Raw genomic sequence first — 17890 nt, forward strand, 5'->3', positions numbered from 1 at the left:
GGCGATCCGGGCGGCCGAGGGGGCACAATTGCCGGCGTTGATCCGCGACAAGTTCACCGACCCCAAGCGCGCGCACCAGGAGGTCGATCATCCCGCGCTCATGGAAGCACTGATCCAGGCCACGGAGCAGCTCCTGGCCGAGCATGGGCCCCAGGGGGTCACCGCGCTGCGCATCGCCACCAAGGCGGGGGTCTCGTTGACGGCCATGTTCCAGTGCTTTCGCAACAAGGACGTGATCGTGGCCGAGGCGCTCGCGCGCCGGCGCCAACGCATGCTCGGCACCCCGCGAAATCCGGGCGCGGCACCGGTGATCACCCGCAAGCGGGTCGAGACCCCGCCGGCCCCTCCGGCTCGGCGAGCGCCCCCGCCTCCGCCCGCCACGAGCCTCTTTCGCAATCCGCCCCCTCCTCCGTCGTCCTCGCTGTTTCGCAAGCCCGCGACCGCCCCCAAGGCGCGCGCCGACAGCGAGCCGCCGCCCGCCGTCCTGCGCCTGCCGGACCGAAGAGCCGCCCCGCCTCCGGTCGCTCCTCCACCCGCCCCCCCGCCACGCGAGTCGCTCGAGGACGCGATCGCACTGGTCGTGCGGGCGCTGGTGGCCAAGTTCGCCCAGCTGCTGCCCTCGATGACGGGCATGGCCCAGGCCGACAAGGACGCGATCAACCGCATGGAGCTGCGACGCATGGCCCAGGCGTTCACGCAGATGCTGGAGGACCACGGCATCCCCGACCCCGGGCACGTGGCCCACGTGATGACGCTGTCGTGCGACAAGGTGCTCAAGGACGCGATTCGCAATGCCCCGCAGAGCATCACCGACGGGCGCCTCGAAGGCGCCCTGTGCCGGCTCTGCGTGGACTTCGTCGGCACGTAGCCGGCCTGCGCACGCGAGCTGGCCCACGCGCGCTCAGGGCCCGACGCTGCGCAGCCGCGCCACCTCCTGCCGCAGGATCCGCTGCAGCGTCGCCACCGCGCAGCCATAGGTCGCGTCCATCCCGAAGTAGCTCAGGCTCTTGGACAAGAGGCTCTGCCTGCGCGAGTACGGGGTGTCCGACGCGTAGTGCAGCAGGCCGAAGTCGAACGGCAGCAGGTTCGACAGGTGCACGACCTCGTCGGTGGGGTGGCGCTTGGGATGGACCATCTCGTAGATCGCCGAGAGGAACGGCCCGGCCTCCATCTCCACCACCGTGTAGCCCTCGCGGTAGAACACGTTCATGTACTCGCGGTTCTGCAGGAACGCCCCGCGTACCGTCAGCGCCTTTTGGTTGTCGAGCACGGTGCCATAGCGAACGAGCGGGGCCACGTCGGCGGCCACGAAGCAGTTGCGGAACAGGTAGGAGTTCTGCGAGTGCTCGTCGTAGGCCACGGTGGACAGCATGATGTCGCCCACTCGCCCGTTGAGCGTGGCGGCCTTGCCCACCACGTAGATCCCCCGGATCTCCCCCACCCCCTGCGCGAGCTGGGTGAGGTGGTGATAGGCCGCCATGCCGAGCGGATAGTCGATGTTGATGATCACGGCATCGCTGTCGGCCAGCCGCTCGAATCCCTCCACGTCCACGCGGGGATCGAGCCGCTCGTACCTCATCTTGCGCAGCTCGAACAGCTGGGCCGTCACGTCGAGGTGCCCGGGCGAGCTGAGCGTGGAGATCCCACACTCGGCATCGAACGCCTGCACCTCGGCGATCCGCTCGAGCTCCCGCGCGGGATCGGCGGTGATGTGGTGGCGCAAGAGGTAGTAGGCCAGGTTGTGCAGCTCGACCTCGTCGCCGTCGCGCTGCGCCACGGTCACGCGCTCGCCCAGCCCCTCGATGTCGCGCTCGCGGGCCAGATCGAGGATCCGCGTGAGGTGCGTGCGCGCGTAGCCGCCCACGAGATTGCACAGCGCGTGGGTATTGGACGAGACGAAGTACACGGGGCGCGGCGGGCCAGCCCCCAGACCAGAACCCAGACCAGAACCCAGACCAGAGCCCTGGCCCGAGCGCTCGCCGTACGAGGTCTCGATGCTCTGCCACCAGCGCTGGGTCGCGCGGCGATACTCGAGCAGCGTACCCGAAAGCAGGCGCAGCCGTAGATCCCGTGGGCCCCCCGCGATCGCCCGCAGCCCCTCGTCCACTGCGCCGCCCAGCGCCTTGCGCAGCGAGCCGGCATCGTGGGTGGACAGGCCCAACACCTGCGACAGCTCCCGGTCGAGCACGTCGTCGGGCGGGAGGGGATCGCCCCGCAGCAGCCGGCGCCCCAGGTCGCTGGGCGCGAGGCGAGCATGCATCTTGTTCCACTCGATCTGATAGGCGGTGACGATCGGCACCAGGTCGTCGATGTCGGACGCGCTGGTCACGAACACGGCCAGGATCTCGTTGCCGTCGTAGCGGTGGGGCCGTCGCCGACCACGAGTGCTGACCGCGGTCCAGCCCCGCACCGGCAGGCCCGCGCGCTCGAACTGCTCGACCGACTGCCCCGCCACCAACCGGCGCACGTGGGTCATGGACTCGGGCAGGCGAGCCGCGCTGTAGCCGAACGCCGCCACGTCGGGATCCTCCCCCAGCGCGCCCGTGTGCAGGCTCGAGTCGCTGTAGGCATGGGCTTCCTCGAACGACCGCACCCGCACCTCACCGGAGCTGCGCAACAGCGAGTAGTAGGTCCGAATGTAGAGATCGATCGCGTTGGACGTGCTGCGAGGAGGCTGACGATCCACTGCGCAGGAGCATAGGCCCGGACCCCACGCGATGTCCCGCGGGCTGCCTCGGCGACGCCGCGCGATTTACGCATAATCGACGTCGCCGACGTTGCCATGGAATCGGTGGCGATTCGCGAGCGCGCTGGCTATCGTGGCCCCATGGGTCTTACTCGACGTGTCTTGGCCTGCCTCCTGCTCGCGCCCGTGGTCGGAGGCATCGGGGCCTGCACCACCGGAGTGGAGGACGATCCCTTCGCGACCTCCTTCACCGGCCCGCAGATGACCAGCATGCCGCCGGGCGTGACCACGTTCGAGGAGACCGAGGGTCCCGACTCCAACGATGGCCCGAGCACCATGGGGGGCTCGGCCGACGACGTCGCCGACACGACCGAGGGAGCCACGTTCGGATCGACCAGCCTCGACCCCGGCACCACCACCAACTCCGAGGAGTGCAACCCGCCGTGTGCCGCCAACGAGATGTGCGTGCTCGGAGCGTGCGAGCCCATCGACGCCACCACCGGCGGGCCGCCGGTCTGCAACGACGTGCCCGGCAACTACGGCGACTGCCTCGGGCCCGGCAACGCGGTCGACACCTCGGGCTGCGCGGGCGCCAACAACTGCATCACCGCCGGCACTCCGGTCATCGCCGGGGTCTGCTCGATCACCCCGTGCACCGACACCTGCGATTGCCCCGGAGCGCCGGCCACCGGCAATGCCCCGATCGCCTGCGATGCCATCACCGGCGGTCCCGAGGGCTTTTGCTTCCTCGACTGCTCGGCCGGCCAGACCTGCCCCACCGGGATGGTCTGCTTTGCCGAGCTCGCCTGCGTGTGGCCGGGCGAGGGCGCCGACGGCGTGCCCTACGGTGATTGCTTCAACAACGGCGGCTCGATCTGTGGGCTCGATGGGATCTGCCTGAGCGACAACGTGATGGCCCCGACGATCTCCGTGTGCTCCGAGACCTGCAACGTCGTCGGCGATTGCTGGCCCTCCCCGGGCGGCACCGCCCCGGTGACCTGCTCGGACATCACCACCGACGGCGTGGGCGACTGCTACCTCGACTGCTCCCTGGGCCAGTCGTGCCCGGCCGGAATGACCTGCTTCGGCTCGTTCATCTGCGCCTGGAACTGAGGCTACGCGGGCGGCTCGTCCGGGCCGGTGGTGGTCTCGGGCGGGGTCGGCGTGGTCGGTTCCGGCGATGATTCCGGGACCGATGCCGCCGGTGCCGAAGTCACCGGTGCCGAAGCCACCGGCTCGTCCACCTCGGCCTCGACCTCGGCCTCGAGTGCGGGTCGGCTGCGCAGCCACGACCATCCCGCCGCCCCCTCGCCGCCCTCGGACAGCGCGCCGAACACCCACTTGCCCCACGCGATGCTGCTCCAGGCGAGCCACACCACCCACGCGGCCCACACCGCACGCCAAAGGCTCGTCGGCACCGTGACCACGGTGGCCGCGGGCGTGCTCGCCTCGGTGCGGTCGAGGTACCACGACAGCGCGCTGCCGTCGGACCAGTTGTGCACGATGGTCGAGACCGGCGAGGTGAGCAGCGCCTTGGCCGTCATCAGCACGATCGCCACCACCACCAGGGTGATGAGCAACAGGCCGATCTGCGCGAGATTGAAGCGCACGGGGTCCTGCAGACGAGCGGCGTGGCGCTTGCGGAGATCCACCAGCAGGAACCACAGCCACACGACCGGCAACACCAGGAACGAAAAGCCCAGGCCCAGCACGAACCACTTGAGTGCGCTCAGCGTCGTCTTGGTCGTGCGGGCCAGCACCACGGCCAGCACCAGCGACAAGAGGGCCAGCACGCCGAGGTAGGGCCACAGCCAGACCATCGGTCCCACCCCCTCGCCCGAGGTCCACACCACCACCCGATCGCTCTGGTCCGAGTAGTGGAAGGTCACCCGGGCATCCACGGCCCGACCGCCCAGCTCGATGACCGGCGCATGCACCACCGCGGCCGCGCCCGTGTCGAGCGTCAGCTCGATCACCACCACGTGCAGCCCCGGCTGGAAGGTCAGGCGCAGCTCCGTGGCGTCCTTGGCCATGGGCACCTCGTTGCCGTCCATCCGCACCGTGCCCACGTGGGCCTCGGGCGGCAGCGTGAAGGTGCGCTCGGCCACCGTGGCGGTGCGCACCTTCATCGTCAGCCGCGCCTCCGTGCCGGTCTCGCCCAGCTCGAGCTCGAGGCTCGCCTCGTCCACGGCCAGCAGCTGACCATCGGCGGGGCTCGGCTCCACGAAGGTCAGGCGCAGCGTCTCGCCGGGCCAGGGATGGAACGCGCGCGTGCCCCCGCTGTCGGTGGTGGCCGGCGTGCCCTCGTCGCTGCACTGCCAGGCGCCCGCACAGCCGATGATCCAGCTCTCGGTCCAGGCCCCGTCCTTGGGTGCGACCAGCGTGAGCGACGCGCGCGACTCGAGCACCGAGGTCCAGGTGATGCTCTCCCCCGGTGCGCGCAGCGTCACCGTGGCCTTGGGGTCGTCGACCTTGCCGCTGGCCTCGAGCATCTTCTCGCCGGGCAGCAGCGGCACCTGCACCTTGGTGGGCGAAGGACCGTGGTTCAGGCGCGTGACCGTGGTCTCCACCGTCCAGCGCGGACCGATCTGCAGATGGCGCTCCACCGCGAACCAGGGCGCCATGTCCTGCGAGTGGCGCTCGGGCTCGGGCGCGTCCGGGTCGCCGAGTTCATCGGGCTCGCCCTCGTCGGGCTCGCCCTCGTCGGGCTCGCCCCCCTCGTCGGACGCGCTGCGCTCCAGGTGCAGGCTCTCGGCCAGATCGTCCTCGTCGACGCCGTCGACCGTCCAGCCCTTGGCGGTCACCACCACGTGCTTGGGTGCCCCGGCCAGGTCGAGGTCGAGCGACGTGCCGCCCACCGGACCGCTCAGCTCGACCACGTGACGGCCGGGCGGGAGGTGCAGCAAGAGCTGCCCTTCGTGCACCGCCATCGCCCGGGCCGGCTTGCCATCGAGCTGGACCGTGCGCGGCAGCCAGGTGTCGACCGAGCCCGGCACGATCCACACCCCCGGCCCGGCCATGTGGACCTCGGCCCGCAGCGCCAGCTCGGATCCCTCGACCGCGACCTCGAGCGCGCTGACCAGCGCGCAATCGGTGCCGCACTCGGGCGAGGGGGCCAGCGGTCGTTCCTCGTTGACCCGCTCGCGAAGCTGCTCGAGCAGCTCGGTGGGAGGAGCCGCCGACGCCGTCCGGGCCAGCGTCAGCACCACCAGGCCCGCCACCACCGCGCCCGCGCCCGCGGCCTTGCGTGCCAGCCCCTCGGACGGGCCCGTCGCGGGCGGCTCCGGTCGGGCCAGCCATCCCTTGCGCAGCAACAACAACGCCAGCACGAGCAGCGCCAGGGCCCGCACGATCGCGATCACGCGCGACGCCATCGGCGTCACCAGCCACAGCGTCACCGACTCGTCGCGCTTGACCGTGCGATCGAGCAGCAGCTCCCAGCGGGGCCCCGTCCACTCGGGCACGCCCTCCCCGGTCTGCGGCACCGCGGGCGGCTCGAGCTCGGGCAGATCCACGTCGGTGGCCACGAAGCGCTCCTGCGGCGGCGCCTCGACCTCCCCGCCGTCCTCTCCCGAGCCCCCGCCGTCTCCCGGGCTGAGCACGAACGGATAGGTGACGATCACATTGCCCCCGCCCTCGGGCTTGGGGAACTTCCAGCGCACGACCGCCTTGGCGATGCAATCGGCCACGTCGCGATCGGGCAGCCCGTTCTCCTGCACCACCGAGGCCCCCACCTTGCCCTCACCGGTGATGGTGAACTGGACCGCGACCCGGCCCTCCAGCGTGGGTTCGCGGGCCAGGCCCTGGTTGTAGCAGTAGCGCACCTCGTTGATGTGTGCGCGCACGATCCGGCGCACGATGTCCTTGTCGAGGGCACCGGTGACCTCCGCCTTGGCCTGGCGCACGAGCGGGACCGCCTTGCCGCGGCCGCCGAAGCCCGCCCCCTCGCCGCGGCCATAGCCGCTGCCGGTTCCACCGCCGCCGCCCTTGCCGATGAGACCGGTGTTGCCCAGGCCGATCGTGCCCTCGCCCGTGCCGCCGCCTCCGCGACCGGTGCCCACCAGGCCCAACCCGCCCACGCCATAGGCCTCGCCGACCTCGGTGCCGGTCAGGCCTCCCCACACGTCCTCGTCGTCATTGGACGACCACGCGTCCTCCTTGACGTCCGCCTTCGCGTCCCTGGCATCCTTGGGCCCCTTCATCGCGTAGAGCCCGGACTTTTGCTTGGCCGAGGGCCGGCCCATCTTGCCCTCCTCGCCCTTGTGCCGCTGCCCGGGCCCGCCCGCTTCGTCTTCGTCGTACTCCTCGTACTCCTCCTCGGGCTCGGACTCCTCCGGCGCGGCCGCGATCATCTCCTGTGCAGCCCCCACCTCGGCGAAGTCCACCGAAGAGTTGGCCCGGGTGCTCGGCGAAAGCCCTCCGCGATCGCTGGCCCGGCTCACCAGGAGCAGCACGGCCCCCAGGCCCAGCACCGCGGTGAGCCCCACGGCGGCCATCCGTCCCATGCCCTTGCGCGCACGGGCGCTGATGATCGCCATGACCAGCGCGCCGCCGGCCACGGCCGCGAGCGCCAGCGCGGCCTTGGCCACGCTCTCGAGCTCGGATTCCAGACGCACGTGGGCCAGCCCCGACAGGCCATCGCGCCACACCGCCGCCACCCCGGCCGGCACCCGCCAGATCACCCACGCCGCGAGCACGAAGGCCGCCACCGCCCAGCAGAGCCGCAGCGCCAGCCCCACCCCCTTGTTGGCCTGCGGGCGCCGCAGCGCGGGCACCAGCACGGCCAGCGTGCCGCACAGGGCCAGCAGCATCACGTAGCCGTCGCCGTTGCGGGTGTAGGCCAGACCCAGGCCCAAGAGCGCCGCCAGCCCCGCCCAGGGGCTCACCAAGCGCCCCACCAGCAGCACCACCCCGAGCAGCAGGATGAGGTCCAGCGGGCGCCACGCCCCGAACCACGTGGGTCCGAGCGAGCCCGGCCCTTCGGCGTGCAGCAGGTCCCAGCCGCGCGGCAGCATGAAGGCCAGCTCGACCCGATCGAATTCCTCCGACCACCCGCCCAGCGGCACGGTCGACGTGCTCCCCTCGATGCGCCACTGCGCCCGCATGCTCAGCGAGGGACCGCGGACCTCCACCCCCGACCGACCGTCGTCGGTCACGGTGATGACCTGCGGCTCGCCGTTGATGGCCACGCTGCCCAGCACCCCCTGCGCCGCGTCGAGGTCGAGGCGGTTGCCCTTGTTCATCTCGCCGCTGACGTCGTCGACGACCGTCCAGCCCGTCCCCCCCAGATCCACTCGCATGTCGCGAAGCAGCACCAGCCGGTTGGTGCTCGTCTCCGAGACCCCGCGCTGGATCACCTCGAAGGCCAGCGCCCCCGAGGGATCGAGGCGATAGGTCGCCCCGCCCTGCCACTCGCTGGGCGCGTGGGTCCGCGCATGGTCGACCGCTCGTGCTCCCGAGAGGCTCACCTGCCCCATGCTGGGCATCCCGGACGAGGCCGCGTTCCACACCCAGACCTCGTCGTCGGGCCATGGCGCGGGGCGCCGGGGCGGGCTGAGCCGCGTGGGCGACACGGGGAGCACTCCCACCAGATCGATGGCGAACGTGCCCCGACGAACCTGGAGCACCAGGCTGCCCCCCTCGCCCATCGTGACCGGCACCGGGGCCGTGACCTGCAGGAGCTTGGCCCCCTCGAGATTCGGATTGGGCAGCACCAGCTCGCGGGTCTTGCCCGCGACGTGCACGTCGATCCGCGTCAGCACCTGCAGCGGCACCCCGTCGACCAGGCGCCGCGAGACCTCGATGGTCTCGGAGTCGGGCACCTCCTCGGCGGGCTCCTCGGGTTCCTCGGGCTCCTCGGGTTCCTCCGGCGCCTCCTCTCCATCGGGAAGCGGCGGGCCCTCGAGGGAGAGCGACGTTCCGATCCGCGAGGGAAACGGCACCGACTTGCCGCCCACCACGAGATCGACCAGCCCCACCCGCTCGGGCACGCGCAGGCTGTCGGGCGCCTCGCGCCACGGAATGAACCCCGTCACCACGTGCCGGCCCTCCGACAGCTCCACCAGCGGGGCCTCGGCATCGCCTTCGCGCAGCACGGCGCGGGTCTTGCCGTCGACCTCGACGTCTTGCGGCCACTGCTGTGCGTCGCCCGGGAGCTCGATCTCCTCGGGTCCGAACACCGACACGTCGAGCACGAAGCTCGCCCCCTTGGTCCCCACCTCGAGGCTCAGGGCGCTCGGCCACACGCAGATCGTGGTGCCATCGTCGAGGTCGCGACAGTCTCGCGGCTCGGGCTCGACCTCCTTGACCCAGTCGACCCACTCCGACAGCTCCGCGGGCAGCTTGGCGGCCTCCGGCGGCGCCGCCTCGCTGCCGCGCGAGACCAGCACGCCCGCGACGATGGCGACGACGAGCACGAGCCAGCCCATCCGAGGCATGGACCGAGGCATCGACCGAGCAGAGGACCGAGGCATGGACATCGTCCGGCATGATACGTGAAAAATCGGGCTCGACCGCGCGCCCACGGCCACGCGCTCACCGCAGGGCCGGCCGCTTGCCCGGCCGCTTGCCGCCTGGGGCCGGTCGCGCTTCCATCGTCCCCGATGACCCGCTCGGTACCGCTCGGCGTACGCATGGTCCTGTGGCTCTACGTCGCGTTCAACCTGATCATCGCGATCACGCTGGTGTCGTCGCCCGAGGTGATCGACGGCCCCTACCTCGGCGGCCCCCTCACGCCCACGCGGCGGTTCCAGTGGTTCTCCATCGCGAGCTTCCACGTGTTCATGGCCGCGGTGACCGTGGTGTCGCTCCGCCTGCCGCGGGCCTCCGATCGCCGCCGGCTGCACGTGCTCAACGCGGCGTTCTATCTGTGGGACGCGAGCACGCAGTGGATCTACTGGGGCGCCGCCATCGGCATGACCGCGGCCGACCTGCACACCAACGCGGGGGTGAGCGCGGTGGTGGGACTGGCGATGCTGGGGGTGGCGTGGCGCGACCGCGAGGCCGCCGTGCCACCCTCTGCAGTGCGGGCGTAGTGCGGGCCCGTGGGCCGTCGGGGACGTGCTGGCGTCGGCGCGTGTGCTGCGGCATCCTTGCTCGTCATGGACCCAGGGCTGGACCGCATGCGTGAGTCGGCCATGGCCCCGTGGTCGCCGTGGATGGCCCCATCGCTGATCCTGTCATCGCTGATCCTGGCTTGGGTCGTCGCGGTCATCGGCTGCTCGGCCTCGGCCGCGTTCGAGTGCGAGGCCGCCGAGCAGTGCGAGCTCGATGGTCGGTTCGGCACCTGCGAGAGCAGCGGCTACTGCAGCTTCCCCGACGAGTCGTGTCCCTCCGGCCAGCGCTACGGCGACTACGCGGGCCAGCTATCGGGAACCTGCGTGCCCCTCGAGCAGGGGACCGGGACCACCACGGATGCGGGAACCACCACGGATGCGGGGACCGTCCCGAGCACCGATGCCACGCCGCCCCTCGATGACTCGACCTCGGCCTCGGTATCGACCTCGACCTCCGCCACGGCATCGACCTCGACCTCGACCTCCGCATCGACCTCGACCTCCGCCTCGACGTCGACCACCGGCACCGACTCCAGCGAGGGATCGAGCGGCAACCCCGTCGTCGCGCTGAGCTACCCCGCGGTGCTCGCCGCGTGCAACGAGCCGGTCGAGCTCGACCCCGAGGCCTGCGAAGCGCACGGTGAGCCGCCCATGGGGGCGATGGTCGTCGATGCGATGGATCTCGGCCTCGGGCCGTTCCATGCCTACCTCCGCTTCGATCTCGACGACGCCGTGGTCCCCGCCGACGTCGTCGCGGTGACGCTTCGCCTGGTGAGCACCAATGTCTCCGAGTCGGACGCGTCGGGCGTGGTGTACGAGGTGGAGCCCTTCATGCCGATGGACCTCTACGCGCTGCAGCCCGCCACCGTGGGGCCCCTGCTCGGATCCGATCAGGGGCCGGTGGGTCCCGGAGCGGTGGTCGAGTGGGACCTGCCCCCCGAGCTGCTCCCGCTCGACCAGCCGAGCCTCTACCTCGGCGTGCTGCCGACCTCGACCGATGGCATCGACTACTGGAACCTCGACGGCTTGACGCCGCCGGAGCTGATCATCGAGCAGCTGCCCTGATCGACCGACCCGGCCGTCCGGTTGGATGGATGGTTGGACGGCCGTGATCCTCGGGTGGATTTTTCGACGATTCGTGGGTGCCACTTCCTCCTGCTGGCGAAGGATTGGAAGTGGTGGGAGGAATGCCACGACCAAGCCATCCGCGAGCGACGCGACCGTCGCCCAGCCATGCGTGGGCCCTCGCCGTGCTCTGCACCACGGCCTGCTCGCCATCGGTTCCGTACGAGGCTGCGGCCATGGCGAACGATCCATCGGGCTCGTCGAGCGGTTCGGACGCCGCAGCCGATGCCACGCCGACCGGCGGCAGTGACTCCGGCGGGCTGGAGCTTCCCGAGGGCTGCGGCGATGGGATCGTCGAGCCGGGGCAGTACTGCTTCGTGAAGGTGCCGCTGCCGTATCTTGGGCCCGATCACAACAAGGTGACCACCGCGGCCGCCGTGGACGTCGATGGTGATGGCCGCGACGAACTCGTGGTCGGTGGCATCACCGCCGCGTTCTTGTCGTTCGATGACGGTGCGTTCGAGTTCGGCCCGCCGATGGGGTCGGGACTGATGCGCTACGAGCTCACCACGAGGTGGGACTGGGATCGCGATGGGCACGAGGATCTGCTGGTCCCGAGCTACGAGGGATGGCGGGTGTTCATCGTGCGCAGCCTCGGGGACCGGCTGGCCGACGTCGAGACCGAGGTCATCGGGGGCAGCGAGTACATCACCTACGGCGCTCCCGTGGCACTCGACGTCGACGAGGATGGGCAGCTCGAATTCCTCGTCAGCGCGGAGTGGCCGCTGCTCGAGCAGGGCGCTCATCTGCGCAAGCGCGTGGCTGGCGAGTGGACCGACGTCGGGCCGATCCTTCCGCTCCCCGGGTGCGGCGTCACGGGGGCGAGAGCCCAGGCCGACTTCGACGAGGATGGGCACCTCGACCTCGTCGTGCACGACAGCGTCACCGGCTGCGATCCCTATCCCACGCAGTACGATCCGGCGTTCCATCGGGTCGCGGTGTTTCGGAGCGATCCGGAGAGCGGGCGGCTCGAGCCGACGGGGATGTTTCCGACGGGGGGGTGGGGCGAGGTCGGGATGTGGGCTGATGACTTCGATGGGGATGGGCATCAGGATGTGGCGATCCAGATCCAGACCGTGGATGCGATCTCGCTGCTTCGGGGGCGCGGGGACGGGACGCTCGAGGAGGCGGAATTGATCACGGAGATCGGCGGGACGGTCGGGTTTTGGGGCCTCAGCCGCCGGGGGCGTGCAGACTTCGACGGGGACGGAGACCTCGAGTGGATGGGGGGATCCGAGAACGGCGACCGCTGGATTCTCGAGAGCTTTCTCGAAGAGCCGTCCGTTGTCCTACTACCGCGGAGCACGCCACCGGTGATGACCATCGGGGACTTCAACGGCGACGGCGTCGTCGACTTCGTCGACTCCGAGCCTGTGAACCTGGGAGAGAAGTACGTGATGCTGTCCATGCCTTGAGCTGTCGAGCACCACGACATCAGTAACTTCAGCGGCCGACCCGACCCGAGCCGCGCGACTCGCTAGGAGGAGACGAGATGGTACGGCCATGTCGACGACTTGGGCGCATTGCGCCTGTTTTCTGCTTTTCGACCTTCGCGACCGCGAGCGGATGCACCGGCCCACACGATCCCGAAACATCATCGGGGATCATGTCGACTACCGGAGACACGGCCACGACGGGCGGCACGGACACGGGCGCCTACGACGGCGGGGACGAGGAATCGGGCGCGATGGGGGACGAAGGCGGATATCCCTGCGCAATGCAGGGGATGTTCGGGAGCTACCAGACCGAGATCCCGGACACGACGGTCGACGAGGAGTTCGTTGCGGGCGTGGATCCTCGTGTCATCTGCGACTTCCCGGAGTTGGTCGATGCGAGTGGTAACGATCCGGATCGTCTGAGTACGTACGCAGTAGAGGATGGTCTCGATCTCTTCGACATCTACGTCTACCGGCCAAAGGACCCCACCGGAGAATGGCCCGATGACGGGCCGCACCCGGCGATCTTCTTCGTGCCCGGCAAGGGCCTGAACACGGTCAGGCCAGGCGAGCCTGCGACCGAGCCCGAGGATCACTTCTTCGGTTTCTTGTTCGAACCGATGGCCCAGGCGGGGTTCGTGGTGTTTGCGATCCAGCCGAGCAGCGTCGAGTGGGGCAGCGGAAAGCGGCGCGCGGCGCTGGCGTGCGCGATGATGTGGGCCAAGGACGCCGACCACGGCTGGGCGGCGGCGGCGGATGGGCGGATCGGCGACTCCGCCGTGCTGATGGGGCATAGCCGCGGAGGATCGGCCGCGACACGCCTGACCAAGTCGATCCTGTGCCAGGACTCCGACGACCCTGCGGGTGATGGGTGCTGCCTGGCGCCGGATGCTTGCGACGGCAAGGACGATCTGCCGCCCGGTACCGCGCTCGACGACTACGAGATCTGCTCCACCGTGTCGATCGCTCCGCGGTGGAACGGCATCGATCGCACCGAGATCCGCGACCCGAGCTCGCCGCCCTACCTGATGATCCAGGGCACCCTCGACGAGGACACGGTCGGGCAGGGGATCCCCGCGTACGATGCCAATGTCAGCGAGGATCTCGCGGTCGCGGCCGAGCCGTCGTCGTTGCGGCTCCACGACAAGGTGGGCCTGTGGGTCTACGGGCCGATGCACCAGGCGTGGGGCGGCGTCGACGTGAATTCACCCGTGGAGCTGGGCCTGCGTGGCGTGGCTCAGGCGCAGGCGACGGCGCCGTTCTTCGTCGAGCAGTTCCTGCGCTGGCAGCTCTTCCGCGAGCCCGAGGCCCGAGCGAAGGTGCTCGGGCCCACGAATGTCTCGCCGATGCAGGGTGACTTCTCGCCTTCGGTCTGGGAGCCGAGCCTGTGGAACGTCGACGGTACGCAGCCTTATGACCCCAACCTCGCGATGTTCTACCAGGGCGACGGCGCGGATCTCTCGGGCGTGGGCCGGCCGCTGGTGTATGCCGACTTCACCCAGGGCACGCAGTGGCCGGGGGCCGAGCGCTTCATCGTGGATACCCTCGCGCGCGGGATGGCGGCGCCGGATTGCGACGGCGACATCTCGCCCTCGACCATGGGTACGACCGTCACGATGTCGCCGATCGGCGTGGGCAATGCCGCGGCCTGCCAGGGCCCTGCCGAGGAGGTCGGCCCGGTACCCGGCTCCCTCGTTGGCTCCGATCATGCGACCGAAGCGCTTCAGATCGCATGGGGCGACACGTTCGCAGGCGTGCAGGTGGAGTGGTCCCTCGAGGCCGGCGGCCTGCCACTGCCCGAGATCGCCGACTACACGCACTTGTCCTTTCGCGTCGGCAACCTCGTCGACAGCTGCCCTTCCATTCCAGATGAGTTCCAGCTCGAGGTCGAGCTCGTCGCCGAGGACCCGAGCGGGATCCCCATCGCTCGCACCGTGCTGACCGACGTGATCCCCGACCAGCACGGCGAGGAGGTACCCGGCGTCCAGGGCTTTCCGATCTGCCCCAGCAGCCACTTCATGCACACGATCCGGATCCCGCTCGTCGACTTCTGCGATCAAGGCCCGGGCTTCGATCCTTCGGCGCTCACCGCCGTTCGCATCCGCTTTCCGGAATCGATGGAGTCCCATGAGGCGCTCGTGGACTCGCTCGAGTTCACCCGCGATCCCGGCGACGCGGGCTCGTCGGTCTGCCCGCAGTCGCAGAGCGACTGGACGTGTGCTCCCACCGACACCTTGATGCCCTTCGAGACCTCGTGCGCGGGTGAGCCCGATCCGGCATGCGACCCCGACGACGTGGTCACCAATCCCGTCCCATTGCCGACGGTGAGCGACGAGCTCGGCGACCCTCGCCCGGGCTGGGTGGTCCACGTGCCCAAGGGGTGGCTCGGCGATCCCAAGCACCCGACGTCGCTCGATCTCGATGGGATCCTCGACCTGTGCGTCGCGGCCTGTGAGCTCGAGTGGTCGGACGACCCGAGCATCACCGCCAACTGCTCCGACCCGGGAGCCTTCACCACGCCCACGCTCCACGCTGTTCCTGGCCTTGGTTCAACCCACCGGATCCGCACCGACGACCAGCACGGCGGCGGCCTGTTCCCAGGTCACGCCCTCGCTTGCGATCTCGAAGGCGATTGCTGCGAGGCATTCGACGAGGCTCTGTGTGCGGCCCGTCCCTCCCGGCCCACGGCTGCGAGACAGCCGCTCGCGCGCGGCGAGGAGCTCCGCATCGACCTGAGCCCCGCCACGAGCAAGGCCATGCTCATCACCCCCGGCAACATCCAGGACATCCCCCTGGCCGGCGCAGCCGGCTACTCCCTGTGCGCCAACCCGGCAATCGGCCCATGCCCGTTCTACCTCGGCTCACTCTCGGTCACCGCGACCGAGTCGATCACCGTGACCGACACCTGTCCGGACCGCTCGCCGTTCTCGGTCGAGCTCACCGACCTCGACATCGAGCTCCTGCAACCAGCCTTCGGCATCGACGTCGACGGCGTACAGGCGTTCCCGAGCGGCGCCCTACACGTGCAGGGCATGGTCACCGTCGCGGGCTTCACCACCACGATCCGTGCCATCAACGAAGATCCCGTGTTCCTCACCGCCGACCGCGAGGGCTTCCTCTCCGCGGAGGTCGGGCTCGACTTCGCGGTCCCATGTGGCACCGGCTCACTTCCCGTGATGCTGCTGGTCGAACTGCACAGCGCCGACGCCCCGACCGCCCGACCGCCCGAGGTCGAGATCACCACGCCCGCCACGGTCCCCTGCCCAGGCACGCTGGCCTTGACATACGACAGCAGCGATCCCGATGACGACCTGACCTCCGTCCGCTGGATCATCGACGGCGTGCTGCTCGCTCCCGGGATCGGCACCATGCCGATCACCCGATCCCACGATCTCCTCGCCATCGCCCGCGACGCCCGCGGTGCCACGACGACGGACGCTCGTACCGTCACCTGCGAGTGAGTCCAGCACGCTCCGTAGCGACCCCGTGCCGCCGCTTCCATGCCCGCTTCCAGCCCGCCATGGACCGGATGGGGGGCCCCCCAGGTCATGGACCGCCCTTGCGCGCCCCACACCTGCGCATCTTCCGCCAAATCGGCAAACGTTTGCCGATTTGCCCACCCGCATCCTCAGCGGCGTGAGCCTCACATACTGGCAAATGGCATGACGACCAACGAGTGTATGAACTCCGTTATCCGCACTCTCGACGGAATGGCCGTATCCCAGGGCACACGACCTGCTCGCAAACGCCCAAGGCGAGGAAAATCGACCGTACCTCGTCCGATCCGGGTTGCTCGGATCCATATGTCCGCATGAATGTCGTCGATGGTCCAGCAAGCTCGGGTGCTCGTGGTCGACGACCATGCGGGCGTGCGCCACGACTTCCTCACGGTGCTGTCGCCGGAGCAGAACGACGCGGCATTGCTGGACGAGCTGGCGATCTCGCTGTTCGGTGACGCCGCTCCGAGTCGGCTGGCGTTCGAGGTCGACGTGGCGCCGAACGGTATCGAAGGGGTGCTCCTGGCTCGGCGTGCGGTCGCCGAGGGCCGGCCGCATGCCGTGGCCTTCGTGGACATGCGCATGCCCGGTGACCTCGACGGGCTCGCCACCATCGAGGCGCTGTGGCACGAGACACCCACGCTGCAGGTGGTGATCTGCACGGCCCACCTGGACTACACGTGGCACGACATCGTGGCGCGGCTGGGCACTTCGGATCAGCTGCTGATCCTGCGCAAGCCGTTCGACCCGATCGAGGTGCAGCAGTTGGCCTCCGCGCTGTCCACGAAGTGGCGGCTGGAGCAGGAGAAGCAGCAGCGGCTACGGGACCTGGAGCAGGCCAACCACACGCTCGAGAAGGAGATGGAGACGCGGCTGCGGCTCGAGCGCCAGCTTCGTCAGATGCAGAAGCTCGACGCGCTGGGACGGCTCGCGGCCAGCCTGGGCCACGAGATCAACAACCCCCTCGCCTACATCAAGATGAACCTCGAGTGTCTCGGGATCTCGCTGCGCAAGCTGGGCCCCGGCCTCGATGCGATCGGAGGCAACGATCTGCTGTCGCTCCTCGAGGAGACCGACGCCGGCATCGAGCGCATCCGCACGCTCGTGCAGGAGCTGCGCGGCTTTTCCCGCAGCTGCGACGACGACGAGGTCTCGGCCTCGGTGCCGCGCGCAGTCGAGGGCGCGCTGCGGCTGTCGGGGCACGCGCTGCGGCAGCGCGCGAGCATCGTGAAGCAAGTGCCGGCCGAGCTGCCGCCGGTCTGCGGGCACCCCCACCAGCTCGAGCAGGTGCTGGTGAATCTGCTGATGAACGCGCTGCATGCACTGCCCGAGGGCGGCGAGCCCGAGATCGGAGTGCAGGCGGTCCACCATCCGGAGCAAGGCCACGTGGTGCTGTCGGTCTGGGACACGGGCAGCGGGATCCGTCCCGAGCTCCTCGACCGCATCTTCGAGCCGTTCTTCACCACCAAGCCGGTGGGCCTCGGCACCGGGCTCGGCCTGTCGATCTGCCGCGAGATCATCAACGCCAGCGGCGGCTCGATCACGGTGGAGAGCCGGGTCGGCCTCGGCACCACGTTCCGCATCGAGCTGCCCGTGTACACGGCCGGCAAGCCGCGCCAGGCGAGCGCCATGGGCAAGGCGGTCGACACGGCTCGCCCGCGGGCGCGCGTGCTGGTGGTCGACGACGAGCCCCATGTGCTGAGGTCGCTGCAGAAGACACTGCATGGCTGCGAGGTCGACACCGCCAGCTGCGTCGACGAGGCGATCGGCCTGTACGGCACTCGCAGCTTCGACGTGGTGCTGTGCGACATGATGATGCCGGGCGGCAACGGCTCGGAGCTGTACGAAGCCCTCGAGCGCATGGGGCCCGAGCACGCGGCCCGGGTGATCTTCATGACCGGCGGCGCCTTCACCCCACGGGCCCAGGCGTTCCTGGCCCGCACCTCGAACGTCTACGTGGAGAAGCCGATGACGGCCCAGGTGCTCCACGAGGTCATCGAGCGTCAGCTCGCGCTGCGAGGCGCACGCGAGGGCGACCGGCAGGCGCGCTCGTACGCGCTGGGTCAGCACAAGACCCAGTAGAGCCGCGCG

Annotated in this window: 9 protein-coding genes; 7 read left to right on the forward strand and 2 right to left on the reverse strand. The window is 69.9% G+C overall.

Features of this window, described 5'->3' with window-relative positions; genetic code table 11:
* Positions 1-37 precede the first annotated feature (37 nt).
* Complete coding sequence (locus tag OEB96_RS04125) at positions 38-868, forward strand: helix-turn-helix domain-containing protein (RefSeq protein WP_266214116.1); 831 nt, start codon at positions 38-40, stop codon at positions 866-868.
* Positions 869-901: 33 nt separating this feature from the next.
* Here OEB96_RS04125 and OEB96_RS04130 read toward each other — a convergent pair whose 3' ends face one another.
* A complete protein-coding gene (locus OEB96_RS04130) occupies positions 902-2686 on the reverse strand; it encodes a DUF6909 family protein (protein WP_266214117.1) in 1785 nt (594 codons plus the stop codon).
* Between the two features lie 141 nt (positions 2687-2827).
* Here OEB96_RS04130 and OEB96_RS04135 point away from each other — a divergent pair, with 141 nt between their 5' ends.
* Complete coding sequence (locus OEB96_RS04135; RefSeq protein WP_266214118.1) at positions 2828-3799, forward strand: hypothetical protein; 972 nt, start codon at positions 2828-2830, stop codon at positions 3797-3799.
* Between the two features lie 2 nt (positions 3800-3801).
* On the opposite strand, the gene OEB96_RS04140 is transcribed toward OEB96_RS04135, so the two are convergent.
* Positions 3802-9102: an AgmX/PglI C-terminal domain-containing protein gene (locus tag OEB96_RS04140; RefSeq protein ID WP_266214119.1), complete on the reverse strand. Its 5301-nt coding sequence runs from the start codon at positions 9100-9102 to the stop codon at positions 3802-3804.
* A 186-nt stretch (positions 9103-9288) separates the two neighbouring features.
* Here OEB96_RS04140 and OEB96_RS04145 point away from each other — a divergent pair, with 186 nt between their 5' ends.
* From OEB96_RS04145 to OEB96_RS04165, 5 genes are all read left to right on the forward strand, one after another.
* Positions 9289-9720, forward strand: a complete 432-nt coding sequence (locus tag OEB96_RS04145) for a hypothetical protein (protein ID WP_266214120.1) — start codon at positions 9289-9291, stop codon at positions 9718-9720.
* Between the two features lie 66 nt (positions 9721-9786).
* Positions 9787-10806, forward strand: coding sequence for a hypothetical protein (locus tag OEB96_RS04150; protein WP_266214121.1), 1020 nt, complete (start codon positions 9787-9789; stop codon positions 10804-10806).
* A gap of 236 nt (positions 10807-11042) precedes the next feature.
* Positions 11043-12281, forward strand: a complete 1239-nt coding sequence (locus OEB96_RS04155; protein WP_266214122.1) for an FG-GAP repeat domain-containing protein — start codon at positions 11043-11045, stop codon at positions 12279-12281.
* Positions 12282-12472: 191 nt separating this feature from the next.
* Positions 12473-15763 carry an alpha/beta hydrolase family protein gene (locus tag OEB96_RS04160; protein WP_266214123.1) on the forward strand — a complete coding sequence of 1097 codons (3291 nt, stop codon included), beginning with the start codon at positions 12473-12475 and terminating at the stop codon, positions 15761-15763.
* 363 nt (positions 15764-16126) lie between these two features.
* Positions 16127-17881 carry a response regulator gene (locus tag OEB96_RS04165; RefSeq protein ID WP_266214124.1) on the forward strand — a complete coding sequence of 585 codons (1755 nt, stop codon included), beginning with the start codon at positions 16127-16129 and terminating at the stop codon, positions 17879-17881.
* Positions 17882-17890: the final 9 nt, after the last annotated feature.

Source organism: Paraliomyxa miuraensis, assembly GCF_026337845.1.
In the GTDB taxonomy this organism is placed as follows: domain Bacteria; phylum Myxococcota_A; class Polyangia; order Nannocystales; family Nannocystaceae; genus Paraliomyxa; species Paraliomyxa miuraensis.

Coding starts and splice junctions, on each gene's coding strand:
- OEB96_RS04135 (WP_266214118.1), top strand. CDS start 2,828: ATGGGTCTTACTCGACGTGTCTTGGCCTGCCTCCTGCTCGCGCCCGTG.
- OEB96_RS04145 (WP_266214120.1), top strand. CDS start 9,289: ATGACCCGCTCGGTACCGCTCGGCGTACGCATGGTCCTGTGGCTCTAC.
- OEB96_RS04150 (WP_266214121.1), top strand. CDS start 9,787: ATGGACCCAGGGCTGGACCGCATGCGTGAGTCGGCCATGGCCCCGTGG.
- OEB96_RS04155 (WP_266214122.1), top strand. CDS start 11,043: ATGGCGAACGATCCATCGGGCTCGTCGAGCGGTTCGGACGCCGCAGCC.
- OEB96_RS04160 (WP_266214123.1), top strand. CDS start 12,473: ATGTCGACTACCGGAGACACGGCCACGACGGGCGGCACGGACACGGGC.
- OEB96_RS04165 (WP_266214124.1), top strand. CDS start 16,127: ATGGTCCAGCAAGCTCGGGTGCTCGTGGTCGACGACCATGCGGGCGTG.